General features: G+C 54.1%; 10 protein-coding genes. 6 read left to right on the top strand and 4 right to left on the bottom strand.

The genetic code is table 11. The features are described from left to right. Positions 1-457 precede the first annotated feature (457 nt). Positions 458-1,489: a uroporphyrinogen decarboxylase gene (gene hemE / locus FUA23_RS06175; RefSeq protein WP_147929856.1), complete on the top strand. Its 1,032-nt coding sequence runs from the start codon at positions 458-460 to the stop codon at positions 1,487-1,489. A 54-nt stretch (positions 1,490-1,543) separates the two neighbouring features. Here the strand turns inward: hemE and FUA23_RS06170 are convergent, their stop codons facing one another. Together FUA23_RS06170 and FUA23_RS06165 are read right to left on the bottom strand one after the other, a co-directional pair. After that, a complete protein-coding gene (locus FUA23_RS06170; protein WP_147929855.1) occupies positions 1,544-2,611 on the bottom strand; it encodes a tetratricopeptide repeat protein in 1,068 nt (355 codons plus the stop codon). Between the two features lie 235 nt (positions 2,612-2,846). Next, positions 2,847-3,716, bottom strand: coding sequence for a bifunctional 5,10-methylenetetrahydrofolate dehydrogenase/5,10-methenyltetrahydrofolate cyclohydrolase (locus tag FUA23_RS06165; RefSeq protein ID WP_147929854.1), 870 nt, complete (start codon positions 3,714-3,716; stop codon positions 2,847-2,849). Between the two features lie 246 nt (positions 3,717-3,962). On the opposite strand from FUA23_RS06165, the gene FUA23_RS06160 reads away from it, so the two are divergent. Together FUA23_RS06160 and FUA23_RS06155 are read left to right on the top strand one after the other, a co-directional pair. Then, positions 3,963-8,711 carry a proprotein convertase P-domain-containing protein gene (locus FUA23_RS06160; protein WP_187270911.1) on the top strand — a complete coding sequence of 1,583 codons (4,749 nt, stop codon included), beginning with the start codon at positions 3,963-3,965 and terminating at the stop codon, positions 8,709-8,711. 35 nt (positions 8,712-8,746) lie between these two features. Further along, positions 8,747-9,841, top strand: coding sequence for a PorP/SprF family type IX secretion system membrane protein (locus tag FUA23_RS06155; RefSeq protein ID WP_147929852.1), 1,095 nt, complete (start codon positions 8,747-8,749; stop codon positions 9,839-9,841). A 69-nt stretch (positions 9,842-9,910) separates the two neighbouring features. Here FUA23_RS06155 and FUA23_RS06150 read toward each other — a convergent pair whose 3' ends face one another. Both FUA23_RS06150 and FUA23_RS06145 read right to left on the bottom strand, forming a co-directional pair. Beyond that, complete coding sequence (locus FUA23_RS06150) at positions 9,911-11,110, bottom strand: GlmU family protein (protein WP_147929851.1); 1,200 nt, start codon at positions 11,108-11,110, stop codon at positions 9,911-9,913. A gap of 110 nt (positions 11,111-11,220) precedes the next feature. Then, positions 11,221-11,517, bottom strand: a complete 297-nt coding sequence (locus tag FUA23_RS06145; RefSeq protein ID WP_147929850.1) for a type B 50S ribosomal protein L31 — start codon at positions 11,515-11,517, stop codon at positions 11,221-11,223. A gap of 215 nt (positions 11,518-11,732) precedes the next feature. Between FUA23_RS06145 and FUA23_RS06140 the strand changes: the two genes are divergently transcribed. The 3 genes from FUA23_RS06140 (at position 11,733) to mqnB (ending at position 14,344) form a co-directional block, all read left to right on the top strand. After that, positions 11,733-12,626, top strand: a complete 894-nt coding sequence (locus tag FUA23_RS06140; protein ID WP_147929849.1) for an ATP-grasp domain-containing protein — start codon at positions 11,733-11,735, stop codon at positions 12,624-12,626. Then, positions 12,623-13,588 carry a succinylglutamate desuccinylase/aspartoacylase family protein gene (locus tag FUA23_RS06135; RefSeq protein ID WP_246144053.1) on the top strand — a complete coding sequence of 322 codons (966 nt, stop codon included), beginning with the start codon at positions 12,623-12,625 and terminating at the stop codon, positions 13,586-13,588. Before FUA23_RS06140 ends, FUA23_RS06135 begins: the two co-directional genes overlap by 4 nt. 72 nt (positions 13,589-13,660) lie before the next feature. Next, positions 13,661-14,344, top strand: a complete 684-nt coding sequence (gene mqnB / locus FUA23_RS06130; protein ID WP_147929848.1) for a futalosine hydrolase — start codon at positions 13,661-13,663, stop codon at positions 14,342-14,344. The last annotated feature ends 28 nt before the right edge of the window (positions 14,345-14,372 follow it).

Here is a 14,372-nt window from a genome sequence, read left to right as displayed (position 1 = left end):
GTAATGAATTTTGAATTTGTAGTGAGTAAAGAATCAAGTTTTGCATGATCAAAGCTATGGGGAAAGGGAACGAGCCCTCTCTGGAAAATCCACTACAACTTTTACGTTCTATCCTTTAAGGCAGCTATGATCGAAAATTAAACTGGTAAACCAAATTGGTGCACCAGTTTGGTTCGCCAAATATACACCCAACTCTGACAATTCCAATCTTTTTTAATTCTTAAAGAGCCTCAACACGCAATTTTTTATACCGAACCACGATTTTACACCGCTTTCGGTGACCTAAAGGTCCCCGTATCGGCAGTGACGGACTCATTCCTGAAGAGCAATTTATCAAAGCTTCCCCTGCACCTGCGCTCCGCGCCCGGAATCATATTCCGAAGACAAACGTCCCAGAATTGTCAACTTTACCTCCTCCCCTACTAACACTCCCTCTTATCTGCTACCTTCGCGGCCGATGACTAATTACGACAACGACCTATTCCTCCGGGCCGCTCGCGGCGAACAAGTAGAACGCCCACCAGTATGGCTGATGCGCCAGGCCGGCCGCATTCTGCCTCAATACCGTGCCCTGCGGGCCCAACTAAGTGGATTCATCGAACTGGTAACCACGCCCGATCTCGCAGCCGAGGTAACCGTTCAGCCTGTCGACGAACTGGGCGTCGATGCCGCAATTATCTTTAGTGACATTCTCGTCATCCCCGAAGCCCTGGGCCTTAACTATACAATGGTCGAGAAAGTGGGGCCCCGCTTCCCGGAAGTGATCAAATCAATGGCCGATGTAGAAAAACTACGCCCGGCCCACGACGCTCCCAGCCACCTGGGGTACGTGTACGATGCACTGGATGCCACAAAGAAGTTACTCAACAACCGCGTTCCACTCATCGGCTTCGCCGGCGCTCCGTGGACGCTTTTCGCCTACATGACCGAAGGCGGCGGTAGCAAAACATTCAGCAAGGCCCGCGCCATGCTCTACCGCGACCCCAAGCTTGCCCATGCCCTGCTGGAAAAAATTGCCATAGCAACGGCTGCCTACCTGAAAGGTAAAATCCACCACGGAGCCGACCTGATTCAGATTTTCGACAGCTGGGCCGGCGTCCTGCCTCCCGCACACTACAAAGAATTCAGCCTTCGCTACATCAAACTCATTATCGATGAGTTGGGTGGCGAGGTCCCCGTCACCGTTTTTGCGAAAGATGCCCGTCACGCACTCCCTCAGATTGGTCAGCTAAATTGCGATGTCGTGCAGTTGGACTGGATTGCCGACCCCGTTCAGGCGCGCACGCAGGTGCAGGGCAAGGTGCTTCAGGGTAATCTCGACCCCGTTCAGCTTTACGCTCCGCACAACGAAATCATCGCTGCAACCAACAGCATGATCGACACCTTCGGAGGAAACCACATCGTCAACCTCGGTCACGGCGTATACCCCGATACACCGCTCGACGGCGTGAAAGCCTTTGTCGACACCGTGAAGGCTTACCGCTACTAACGGCAAAGGGAACTCTCTGCGAATCACCATGTCCGGAAACAGAAGGCCGCTTTGCTAGAAAGTTGAGCGAACCATTACTTTCTCTTTGGGGATTTCCAGCGGGTTGGCGTTGAACCAACTCACGAAGGCATCGAATTCTTCCTGGTGCCCATCGAGCCAAAACTCCCAGCCAACCGGATCTCCCTGGCTCATAAGCCAGTAGTTGTAAGTTTCGAAGTGGCCGGCATCGCGCACCGTTTTCTGGTAGTCCAGCAGAATATTCGGGTATTCACTGAAGTACCCCTTGTCTTCCCAGTAACTAAGGGTTTGAGCCCGGAGTTCGTGCAGGGTTGTGCTGTTCAGGTCCGTTTTGCCCGTCACCGCCGTAGTACCAAAAGTAACGGCGGTGGAATAGATCAGCGGGGCAGGAAACTTGAGCTCCATTGCGTCCGTCATACTCCAATTGATGGACTGGTAAAGGTCTACCGTAGCACTGTCCTTTTCCAGTTTTACGGATTCGCGCCAGGTAACATAGAGGCTCTCGCTCATCAGCGGCGTCCGCCTCGAGTTGCGCTCCAGATTCATGAAGATTTCACCGTAGAGTAACGCCCAGATGCGGTTATCGGTCTGAGCAAACAGGTTGGCGAGATGAAAGTAATTGGAAGGATAGTTCGGTTCGGTAACGATGCCTTGCTCCCAGTACTTTCCGGCTTCGTTCCAGTTGTTGCGCCGGCCTTCCAGAATGCCTAGTTCGACGTAGAATATGCCAGACTCCGGATAATTCTTTATACCTGTTTTGTACGCCTTTACCGCCTTCTTCTGGTTGTCAAGGTTGTCATAAGCATTGCCCAGCAGGCTGAACACCTGTTTGCCCGCTCCTTGCTTTTTCGAGAGTTTCTTCAGCACCTTAACGGCCGCTGCGTAGTCTTCGTTGAGGTAGTGAGCGTAGCCTATCTCGTAAGGATACAACTGGTTTCCCGGATCCATCTTCCAGGCCTTTTCCAGAAGCTCCAGTGCTTCGCTTATATCACCATCGTCCATTTTAGTGATGGCGGCTTTGGCCATTTCCAGCGCTTCTTCGTTCTGGGCCGGGAGCGCAAAACTTAGCAGTAAGAAAAAGGAAATGAGAGAGAGAATACGCATCGGGTTCAGGTTTTAATTTGTAGATGTGTCGAGCCGGGAAAATGTTGGGCAGGCCGGTTAACGGATAAGTTATTTCTCCGTGTCGGTCGCCTGTCCGCCAAAAAACTTGCACCAGCGTTCCGGGCACCTCTCCGCAAGGCCCGCTAATGAGCCCGCGGAGAGGTAACTAAATTGCAGGTTACGTACTTTATAAAAACGCTCATTGCACCTGCGGCCGCGCCCGGTGTTTCCCCCCTTAGCGTTTAGACGCCGCCAGGGTATTCATCATCAGAGAAACGATCGTCATTGGCCCTACCCCACCCGGCACGGGAGTCATGGCGGCCACTTTCCCTTCGAGCCCGGCATAATCGACGTCACCACAAAGGCGGTATCCTCTTTTGCGCGAAGCGTCCTCGACGCGGTTAATCCCGACGTCAATAATTACAGCGCCTTCTTTGACCATATCGGCGGTCACCATTTCGGGGATGCCGATGGCGGCAATCAGGATGTCGGCGCGTTTGGTGTGGAAGGCGAGGTCTTTCGTGCGGCTGTGGCACATAGTAACGGTGGCATTTCCGGGGTTCCCTTTGCGGCTCAGAAGGATCGTCATCGGGGTTCCTACGATGTTAGAGCGACCGAGTACGACCACTTCTTTACCGCTGGTTTCGATGCCGTAACGGTCGAGCATCGTTACGATGCCGTTTGGCGTAGCAGGCAGGTAAGAAGGCAGCCCCAGCGTCATCATGCCGATGTTTACGGGCGTGAAGCCATCGACGTCTTTTTTCGGATCGATGGCGAGGTTGATCGTGTTTTCGTCCAGGTGTTTGGGCAGCGGAAGCTGCACGATGAAGCCATCAATGTCCGGGTTCTTGTTGAGTTCGTCCACGATTTCCAGCAACTCCGTCTGTGTAATCTCCGCGGGCCGGCGAATCAGGCTCGACTGGAACCCCACCATCTCGCAACTCTTCACTTTGTTGCGCACGTACACCTGAGAGGCCGGATCTTCGCCAACCAAAACAGCAGCCAAATGAGGGATTTTTCCGCCCGCAAGGCGAATAGTATCAACTTCTTGCTTTAATTCTTCTTTAATTGTGGCCGCGAGCGCCTTACCGTCCAATACTTTCATACTAAATTTCGTTTTCCGCCAAAGATAGTACGTCCGTTCAAAGTTTCGTCCAACGGGATGTTCAATGACGGGCAAGCTCCCCTAACAGCCCTTGGGTTTTGTCGCCAGCGCGTCCGTGGCTTCAGCTCTCATAAATTACCTTTGTCTCCCGGCACTATTTGCTGTTCCCTGATGATCCTCTTTACGATACGAGCATTTTCAGGCGAGGCCGCAGGTGCAATGAATGACCGATCTAACATCTCTCCGATGCCCCAATTCTACGCTCGTCTCCTTTTTTTCTTTCTTGGCCTTTTCACCCTGTCTTCGGCAGTGGATGCTCAAAACATCCGGATATCTCAGGGTGGCCGGATTAATACCTGCACGGGGGTACTTTTCGATTCCGGAGGCGCGGGAGGAGACCACGCCGCCAACGGCACGACGCATCAGATCACGATCTGCTCAGACGACGGTGGCGCCCTGAGCCACATCAGGGTAGACTTCACAGAACTGAATATAGACGGAGAACTGACCGTCTACGGCGGAGACGATACTTCCGCTCCCGTACAAACTACCATCAACTCCGGAGATTCTCCCGGTTTCAACGTAACCGCAACCCAGAGCAACCCAACGGGTTGCCTCACTTTCGTATTTACCAGTACCGGAACGGGAGCGGGCTGGTCCGCCTCCATCAGTTGTGTCCGGTCCTGTCAGTCCATCGACGGAATAATCACAACGGTACCGGCCCAGATGCCCGCAACGAACGGCTATGTCGACATCTGCCCCGGCGATGAGATCATCTTTACCGCCGAAGGGGTTTACGCCGAGAACAACCTGCGCTACACCCAAAGCGACGCCACGTCTTTCTTTTCCTGGAACTTTCAGGATGGCACCATCGAAGAAGGTTTCGGCCTTACTTCAATATCCCACATCTACGACGACCCCGGGGGCTACCTTGCCCAGCTCACCATCAGGGATGCCGACGGGTGCGAAAACAGCACCCGTATCAGCCAGCGCGTGCGGGTTGCACCGCCTCCCGTTTTTTCTTCCCCGGATAATCTTCCCTCCTCCCTTTGCGTCGGCGAGGAAGTGATCCTAACCGTTGGCCGTGATGGCAGCCCTAATTCCATTGATTATAACCCGACTCCGGTAGAGTTCTCGTTCAACACCAGCCAGAGCTTCACCGAACTTACCTTCCTGCCTGATGGCAACGGATCGGAATATTCCAGCCCGCTGGTATTCTCCAACTTCAACCCGGGCCAGACCCTGGGTCAGGCCAGTGACCTCGTCCGTATTTGTGCCACCATGGAGCACAGTTACCTCGGCGACCTGGATATCTGGATTACCTGCCCCGACGGCAGCATCCTCGACCTTCACCGGTACTCTACCTCCGATGATGTTCAGCGCCAACTTCTCGGCCAGGGTGATCAGGACACCAATACTCCTGACCCGCCCGGACGGTACTGCTGGACCGCCACAGCCCCAAGGACCATGGCCCAGCACGTCAGCCAGTTCAACATCGGATCCGATCAGACCATGCCGGAAATCGACTACGCCGCTGAGGAAAGCTTCAACACCCTTGTCGGTTGTCCGCTGAACGGAGAATGGGCTCTGAATATCCGTGATAACCTTACCAACGACAACGGGTACATCTACGAGTGGTCCATCGAGTTCGTAAACTCCCTGTACCCCAATCAGGAGACCTTCGTTGTACCGGTCAATGATTTCAGGTTTGAGGATTTCGACAACTTCAGCTTTTACGGCACCGACAGCGTAATCTTTGCCGGTCAGAACCCCGGCCCGAACTCCATCCGGATCGTTTCCACCGATGATTACGGCTGTGTGTACGACACCAGCGTCACGATCAACATTCTTCCTCCGTATGACCCTGCATGTGCTAATTGTGGCCCGCTGGTAGACCGGGAAGTACTCGACACCTCAATCTGCCTCGGAGAATCCTTTACTCCCGACGTCATCGGAGCGATGGCCACCGACACCTTCATCACTTTCGAATCTTTTGCGAATGCTCCCTTCGGCAACGCTTTCTATCCGGATGACATGACGGCTTTCCTGAATGATATTGTAATCACCGACTTTACCCCAGACCGGATCACGAACGTAGCCGCCGACCTGAGCTCAATTTGTGTCAATCTGGAAAACACCGGCGATCTCGACGATGTCACTATTCAGATCATTGCTCCCAACGGAAGGGTGCTGACGCTGGTGGAGAACTTTGGCGGCAACGGAGAAGACCTTACGCAAACCTGTTTCAGTCCTACCGCAACAACTCCTCTGAGCAGTGGCACGGCTCCGTACACAGGTACTTTTGCCCCGATTGGCGGCAACTGGACAGCCTTCAACAACTCCCCCATCAACGGTACCTGGCAACTGTTGGCTTTTGACCGCCAGGGCAACGACCTCGGCGAGCTGATAGGCTGGTCTCTGTCCCTCAACTACGACCGTGGTTTTACTTACGAATGGTTGCCCAACGATGGCAACCTCTCCTGTACCGACTGTCCAAATCCTACCATTACCCCGGATGGCCCCGCTACCTACACCCTGAACGTGATGACCGCAGCAGGTTGTACGGACATGGCAACAGTAAACGTCAGCATCAGTACGCTGGATATTTCCGTGACTGAAGTCCTCACCAATCCCTCATGCCCCGGTACTATGACCGGAGCTATAGACGTAACCGTTACTGGCAGTGCCCCGAGTTACAACTACATTTGGAACGATGGCGTAATCACTGAAGACCGTACTTTCGTCGGAGCCGGTACTTACACGCTTACGATCTCTAACGACCAGGGCTGTGAAGAAACATTTTCATACATGCTCACCGAACGTCCGGCGCTGGTGGCTACCCTCGATGAAGTTATCGATGCCAGTTGTTTCGGGGCTTCCAACGGTGAAATTCGTGTAACAACCACCGGAGGTACCCCGCCCTATACCTTCTCCTGGGACGACCCCAACGCCCAGGTAGACGAAGATGCCGGCGCACTGACAACGGGAACCTACAACTTGCTGGTTACTGACGCTCTCGGGTGTACCACGACCCTGCAGGCCGTTGTTGATCAGCCCGATCAGCTCGCCATTACTTTCCGCTCCAGCGACGTTACCTGCCGCGACGGAGACGATGGCAACGCCGTCGCTCTGCCTACGGGTGGCAATGGGATTTACTCCTATATGTGGCAAACTGGATCCGACCAAGACAGTGTTTTCAACCTGACAGCAGGAACTTATGAGGTAACAGTAACCGATTCAAACGGCTGTACCGCATCAAATACCGTGACCATCGACCAGCCCGCAACACCGCTGACGGCAACTGTTGTACAGGATCGTCAGGGCTGTTTCGAAGCTTCTGCAAACCAGGCTACCGTTACCCCATCCGGAGGTACTCCCGGGTATTCTTACTTGTGGAGCAACGGCGAAACGACCGCCACGGCACTCGCTTTACCGTCGGGATTAAATACAGTTATGGTAACCGACGATGGCGGATGTGTCGAGACCTTCTCCGTCACCCTTGAAGACTTACCTGAAATCACCGTAAACATCATTGCGAATCTCCCCAGTTGTAACGACCGTACCGATGGCCGTCTTGGTGCCATACCAATGGGTGGAGCGGGCACCGTAGAGTCTGATTACACCTACCAATGGTCTAACGGGCAATCAGGCGTAGCCATTTCCAACCTGCCCGGCGATTTGCTTTATCGTGTTACCGTCACTGGCCCAAGAGGCTGTACAGGAGAAGGTGAGCGTTTCCTCAATGCTCCGCCTCCCATTACTTTTACGGCAGACGAGACTCCCGTAACCTGTTTCGGTGAATCCAACGGAGCGCTTACCATTGCCAACATTTCCGGACCAAACCCGGGCAACTATGACCTGCAATGGGGACCTGAAGCTGGCAACAGCACCGCAGCAATGGTGTCCGGTTTACCCGCGGGAGACAACTACACCCTCCGGATCACCGATGTGGATGGCTGTACGATCGACACTGTCCTCCGGATTACGGAGCCCACAGAATTAACCACAAGCATCAACAAATTCGACGTTAGCTGCTTCGGCGAAACGGACGGCCGCATCTCAGCCCTGGGCAACGGCGGAGCGGGTGGCTATATCTACGAATGGAGCACCGGCAGCGGCCAGAACCAAATCGTGAGCCTGCCAGCCGGCAGCTACGAGCTAACCGTCACGGATGGTAATCAATGTGAGGACATTTCGACCGTCGAGATCGTCCAACCCTCAGCTATTTCTATCTCAGCTACCAGTACCGCTGCTATTTGCGAAGGTGAAGCTACGGGCACCATCAACATAACCGGTGGTGGTGGACGACAACCATACGTTTACGGCCTCGAGAACCAGGGATTCACCCGCAATTCAATGTTCATTGGCCTGCAGGCCGGCGAGTACATCGCTTTCGTGCGTGACAGTTCAGGTTGCCAGACCAGTTCGGTGGTTCAGGTAAGTGACGGGCCTGAATTCAGCCTGATGCTCCCTGCCGACACGACCATAATCTTCGGTGACAGTATTGATCTCATCCCCACCATCGTTGGCGGTATCGACTCTCTGATTTACAACTGGACGGGCTCCTACGGAGGAACCCTGGACTGCGAGGATTGCCCGACTCCCAACGCGATGCCGGAATATGAGATCGATTACAGCCTCGTGGTTGCGGACGCCAACGGCTGTACCGCCGAAGATCGTTTCCGGGTAAGCGTAAGAAAGATTCGTGAAGTAGCCGTGCCTACCGGATTTTCTCCTAACGGAGATGCATCCAACGATGTACTTATCGTTCATGGCCGTCCGGGCACCCAGGTTGTCAGTTTCACCGTATTTGACCGCTGGGCCAACGTCCTCTACGAAGCGAGTGACTTTGCCGTCAACGATGCCTCAATGGGCTGGGACGGAACGGTTAATATGGAACCGGTCAATGCTGGCGTTTACCTGTACAAAATCGTAGTCCGCTACGACGACGATTCCGAAGAAGTGCTCTCCGGAGAAACTACCTTGATCCGCTAAACCCTATTCAATCGCTTCCGGAATTCCACGTTAATATGACCTTTTTTTCTACCCTCCAGCGCATTGCCTTTTTCTTCGTCCTACCGCTAACAATCGCATTCCTTACGCCTTCTCTGGCGCGGACGCAGGATGCAAGGTACAGTCAGATCGCTGCTTCGCCCCAACTGACCAACCCGGCAATGACGGGCCTCATGAACGGTCAGCTACGGCTCACGGCCAACTTCCGCGACCTGTATTCCAGCCAGCTGAGTAATGAAGGTTTTAAAAGTTACGGCGCCGGCCTCGAGCTGCGTCGAAAGGCTGGAAACGGCAATTTTGTAGGCATTGGTTTTCAACTCCAGCAAGACGAAGCGGGCACCAGCGATTTTCAGCGCAACCAGGGCCTCGTCAGTTTCAGCTACCAACAGGACCTGGGAAGACTTGCCGGACGAGGAACCGGACACTTTCTTGCCGGCGGAGCATCCGTCGGCTTCGGCACCCGGGGCCTGGATATCAACAAACTTTGGTTCTCCAACCAATACTTTGTCAACGATGCCACCCGGGAAGCCTACATCGATTCTAACCTCCCCACCGGAGAGGGCGTATCCGGAAGCGGCAACAGCCTCTACCTTGACGTGAACGCCGGGCTGGGCTGGTTTGCCAACCTCGGTGACCGGCGCGGGGCTTACTTTGGTCTTGCGGCCTACCACCTCAACAGTCCCGACGTTTCTCCCATCACCGGCAACACTGATCCGCTGGATCAGCGTTATGTCGTTCACGGTGGTGGTGAGCTTCCGCTCGGTAGCGGAGACATGAGTCTCTTGCCCGCTGCCCGGTTTATGACCCAGGGACCGTCTTACGAAGCACTCTTCGGTACCAACATCAGGTACACCGAACGCAACTGGCGTGAAGTAGCCCTCCGTGCCGGCCTCTGGGCCCAAATGAGTAACCAACTCGAAGACAGCCCCGGCCTGAATGCGATCATTGTCTCAGTAGGCCTGGAAACAGAAAAGGTACAATTTGCCGTCAGCTACGATATCTCCGCGGGGGAAGTCGGTACAATCACCAACAGCCGTGGCGGCTGGGAGCTTGGCATCATCTATACCCAACCCGCCAAATACCGCAGCCGGGTTATTTGTCCGAAGTTCTAGCAAGAGTTAACGGGTGGGACCGGGCCATTTTATCCTGGTTCTGCACCTGCGGCCGCGCCAGCAAAGGATTTAGCTTTTTCGGTACTGACTACTTTCATCGAAAATAGCGTCGAACATACGGCTGTGCGCGTCGGTAAACTCTACCTTCCGTCTTGCCATTACACGTTCTGCCGTGGCCTTGGCTTTTTCGATTTTGTAGGTCATCACTCCGCCAGCACCGCCCCAGATGAAGCTGGGCAGGAAAGTGCGGGGAAAGCCCTCTCCGTAGACGTTGGAAGAGAAACCAACCACCGTACCGGTGTTGAACATCGTATTGATTCCGGCTTTAGAATGATCGCCCAGCACCAACCCGTGGAACTGCAAACCGGTCTTGGCGAAACGCCCCTCCGGATAAGACCAAACGCGTACTTCTCCGTAATCATTCTTAAGGTTAGAGGCATTGGTGTCGGCGCCTATGTTGCACCACTCGCCGATGGCAGCGTTGCCCAGAAAGCCATCGTGGCCCTTGTTGCTGTTGGCCTGAAAAACGACATTATTGACCTCGCCGCCCACCTTACATTTTGGCCCGATGGTGGTACCTCCGTAAACTTTGGCTCCCATCTTCACCACGCTGCTTTCGCCAAGGGCCAACGGCGAGCGCAGCAAACTTCCCTCCAGGACAACGGCATTTTTACCGATATAAACCGGGCCGTCTTCCACATTCAGAATACACGCCTCCATCTTCACTCCTTCTTCCAGAAAAAGGTTCTCCCGGGGGCCAATGATGGTGTTCGTCGCAGAGGGCTCCTCAGAAGTCCGACCAGCCGTAAGGAGTGCAAAGTCTTCCCGTAGGGCCAGGTCATTCATACCGAAGACATCGGCCGGCCGGCTGATGCGAAGCAGCGGCTGATCACCCAAATCAAAAGCATCCAGTTCATCAAAATCCTGGTCTTCGGCCAAAGCTGCTACCGCAGCTTCATCGAGGCAGGCAGCAATCAACTCGCCGTCCTTGATGTAAGCTTCTCCGGGAGAAAGATCGAGAATTAGTGCTACGATTTCAGGGGTAGGTAAGATACTGCCGTTAACCAGCAGGTTTTGTTCGCCGTAAGCCAGGGGAAAAAGTTCTTGCAGATAATCCTGGGTCAGATAAGATACCGGCATGCGCAGGTGGCGCTCCCATTTTTCAGCAATGGTCAGGATTCCGACGCGTAAATCTCCAACGGGGCGGGCGTAAGTAAGCGGCAACAGATGAATACGAACCTCAGCGTCGAAGAGGATAATGTGGGACATAGGAATGAGTACTTATTGGCTTTCTGTATCAGGCAGGGGCAACAGGAAAAGCCCGAAGTAAACACGGGTTCACTTCGGGCTTCAGCCACGTTTTCACGCAGATGGAAAATTTAGGCTTCGGTTGCAGGAGCTTCCTCTTCACCCAATTTCTTAGCGAAGCGGCTCTTGCCAAATTTCTTGTTGAACTTGTCGATACGACCAGCGGTATCAACAAACTGCATCTTACCGGTAAAGAACGGGTGCGACTCACTGGAAATCTCCAGTTTGATCAGCGGGTACTCGTTACCATCTTCAAATGTATCGCTGTCGCGTGTCTTAGCACAGCTCCGACCAAGCCAGCTTACGTCGGCGTTGATGTCACGGAAGATTACAGTACGGTAAGACTCGGGATGAAGTTCCTTTTTCATTTCCTTTATATTTTCGGACCGCAAAGGTACTTCTTTCATTTATCATTACCAAACGTTTCGTTGGGAAAGTTTTTATAAAAGAAGCAGCTGAACTAAAACGGTTGATTTGTGTCGTTTCGTTGCCTGGGGTCGTTGTTGAACCCGCAAGATACAATACAAATTATACCATTCCCCATCCTAAGACTTAGCTTTACGCTTTCCTACCAGTTTCAACCATGACGATCAATATCTTTTCCCGCGGCCCTTCCCTTTATTCTACTCAACGACTTGTGGAAGCCGGTGTAGAGCGGGGGCATCAGACGACCGTTGTCGACCACGGTCTTTGTAGCCCCAGTTTGGGGGAGCATGGCCCTTCTTTATTGCTGAATGGGACACCTATACCTAAACCGGACGTTTCCATTCCCCGCATTGGGGCCAATATCACCAACCGTGGAGCGGCTATTATCCGTCAGCTCGAAGTACTCAAAGTACCGACGACGATTAGTGCGAATGGTCTTTTGCTGGCGCGCGATAAGATGTCGTGCCTTCAGGTTTTGGCGGGCAACGGCGTGCAGGTGCCGGGTACGGTTTTGTGCTTCACCCTCCACGAAGTTCGCCGGGCCGGGAAGACGATGGGCTCCTATCCTATTGTTGTAAAGCTGTTGGAAAGCACGCATGGCGTAGGAGTTGCGCTGGCGCACACCCCTTACCAATTAGAGCGGATCGCGGAAGGTTTTCTCCGGCTTCAGGACCGGGTGATCCTGCAGGAATTCATAGCCGAAAGCGACGGGAGAGACATCCGGGCATTTGTAGTCGGCAACGAAGTGGTTGCTGCGATGGAGCGCAAAGCCGGACCAGACGAGTTCCGCGCCAACATGCACCGCGGGGCTACAGCCCGCCAGGTAGAACTCTCCGCCGAAGACGAAGCACTTGCCATCCGGGCGGCCAAAATCGTGGGCGTTGAAGTAGCGGGCGTAGACCTAATACCCAGCAACCGTGGCCATTTGATCATGGAGGTCAACGCCAGCCCCGGGCTGGAAGGAATCGAGACCCATACGGGTATAGACATTGCCGGAGTCATTGTGGAGTACGCCGTCAATAAAGCCTTTAAACTCGACCTCAACCTATGAAAGATATCCAACCAATGATCATTGCGGAGGGAACCTTCTACCCCGGCCAGTCCGGCACGGTGGAAGTTGTAGCCGGGCAGCTGCCCAGCGGCAATCAGGTCTCTATAAACGCCCATGTTTTCCGGGCTTTTCAGCCCGGGCCTACGGTGATGTTTCTGGCTGGTGTTCACGGAGACGAGGTCAACGGAGTTGAGATCGTACGGCGGTGCCTGAGCAATAAAATGTTCGATAAGATTACCGCCGGGACCGTTATCGCAATCCCTCTGTTGAACGTTTACGGCTTCAACAACTTCAGTCGTGACGTTCCTGACGGCAAAGACGTTAACCGCGCCTTCCCCGGCACCTCCACCGGCTCCTTGGCCAGCCGGATTGCCAACGGGCTAAGTAAAAATATTCTGCCTCACCTCAATCTGGCCGTAGACTTCCATACGGGTGGCCGGGGAACGTACAACTTCCCACAAATACGGTATAACCCCGAGGACCCCGAAGCAGAACGCGCAGCCCGGGCTTTTGCATCTCCCCTGATCCTGGGGAAAAAGGCTCCGGCTAAATCACTCCGGCGGTCGGCGCTTAAAAACCATCAGGTGAGTGTGCTCACTTTTGAGGGCGGAGAAAACCTGAGGTACGACTCTACCAGTATCGATGCTGGAGTTGCCGGGCTCCACCGCCTTTTGTATGATCAACAGATGATCCAGGTAAAACCACCCGACCCGGTACGCAAGACTGTTCATCTCAACAGCAGTGTCTGGATCAGGGCCAGTCGGGCTGGATTGTTTCAGTGGACAAAAAAGTCGGGCTACCCGGTACGGAAAGGGGAAGTTATTGGCATAATCGTAGACCCGCAGGCTATCCGGAAAGACAAGCGCATTGCCTCTCCCCGCGACGGTATCATCATCGGGCACGCCAACTCCGCGGTCGTAAGCCAAGGCGATGCACTCTTTCATATTGGCTGGAAGCAGTAGCGGAGCTACTCTGCCAGATAACAGCACTTACAATCGCAAACCCGCAGGTGCAACAGCCTCAACTCCTCAGAAATGAATATCCTTCTTACCGCTGCGACCCTCTTCGAGATAGAGCCGACCGTTAATTGGCTTCGGGCGCGTGCAGAAACGGAAACCGGCAACGTCCTCAATTTTGGCCAGGTCACCATCGAGGTCGTTTTTACCGGAGTTGGGCTCACAGCGACCGCTTACGCGCTGGGCGCAAGGTTTGGGGCGGGGAACCTGCCCTCCCTGGCCATCCAGGCGGGAGTAGGCGGTGCAATAGATCAAAACCTCGAACTGGGTCAGGTTGTCCGGGTAAGCTCAGAAAGATTCGGAGATCTGGGTGCCGAGGACAAGGACGGACGGCACCTGAGCCTGGCGGAAATCGGTCTTCATCCCGGCCTGCCCTTTAACCAGCAGGAAGTATTGGAATCGCCCGCAGGATTGGCCTCCCTACCCTTCCCCCATGTGGCAGCCATCTCGGTAAACAGGGTCAACGGATCCGCAAAAAGCATCGCCATGATGAAAGCACGTTTCCCCGAAGCACAGGTTGAAAGTATGGAAGGAGCAGCCTTCTTTTACGCCTGTCTTCAGAACGGAATCGAACCGCTACAACTCAGGGCCGTCAGTAATTACGTTGCCCCCCGTGATCGGGACAGTTGGCAGATGAAAGAGGCGATTTTGGCCTTAAACGAGCAATTACAGGCACTGCTGGGTGCATTTATTGCTCCTTAAAAACGGGCTTTCACCTGCGGCCGCGCCG

It is taken from the genome of Neolewinella aurantiaca, assembly GCF_008014675.1.
GTDB classification, from domain to species: domain Bacteria; phylum Bacteroidota; class Bacteroidia; order Chitinophagales; family Saprospiraceae; genus Neolewinella; species Neolewinella aurantiaca.
Note: the sequence above shows the minus strand (reverse complement) of the source record. Positions and strands in the feature narration are given on the sequence as shown.

Bases quoted from the DNA above. Each gene is read 5' to 3' on its own strand.
- hemE (WP_147929856.1), top strand. From the start codon at position 458: ATGACTAATTACGACAACGACCTATTCCTCCGGGCCGCTCGCGGCGAA.
- FUA23_RS06170 (WP_147929855.1), bottom strand. From the start codon at position 2,611: ATGCGTATTCTCTCTCTCATTTCCTTTTTCTTACTGCTAAGTTTTGCG.
- FUA23_RS06165 (WP_147929854.1), bottom strand. From the start codon at position 3,716: ATGAAAGTATTGGACGGTAAGGCGCTCGCGGCCACAATTAAAGAAGAA.
- FUA23_RS06160 (WP_187270911.1), top strand. From the start codon at position 3,963: ATGCCCCAATTCTACGCTCGTCTCCTTTTTTTCTTTCTTGGCCTTTTC.
- FUA23_RS06155 (WP_147929852.1), top strand. From the start codon at position 8,747: ATGACCTTTTTTTCTACCCTCCAGCGCATTGCCTTTTTCTTCGTCCTA.
- FUA23_RS06150 (WP_147929851.1), bottom strand. From the start codon at position 11,110: ATGTCCCACATTATCCTCTTCGACGCTGAGGTTCGTATTCATCTGTTG.
- FUA23_RS06145 (WP_147929850.1), bottom strand. From the start codon at position 11,517: ATGAAAAAGGAACTTCATCCCGAGTCTTACCGTACTGTAATCTTCCGT.
- FUA23_RS06140 (WP_147929849.1), top strand. From the start codon at position 11,733: ATGACGATCAATATCTTTTCCCGCGGCCCTTCCCTTTATTCTACTCAA.
- FUA23_RS06135 (WP_246144053.1), top strand. From the start codon at position 12,623: ATGAAAGATATCCAACCAATGATCATTGCGGAGGGAACCTTCTACCCC.
- mqnB (WP_147929848.1), top strand. From the start codon at position 13,661: ATGAATATCCTTCTTACCGCTGCGACCCTCTTCGAGATAGAGCCGACC.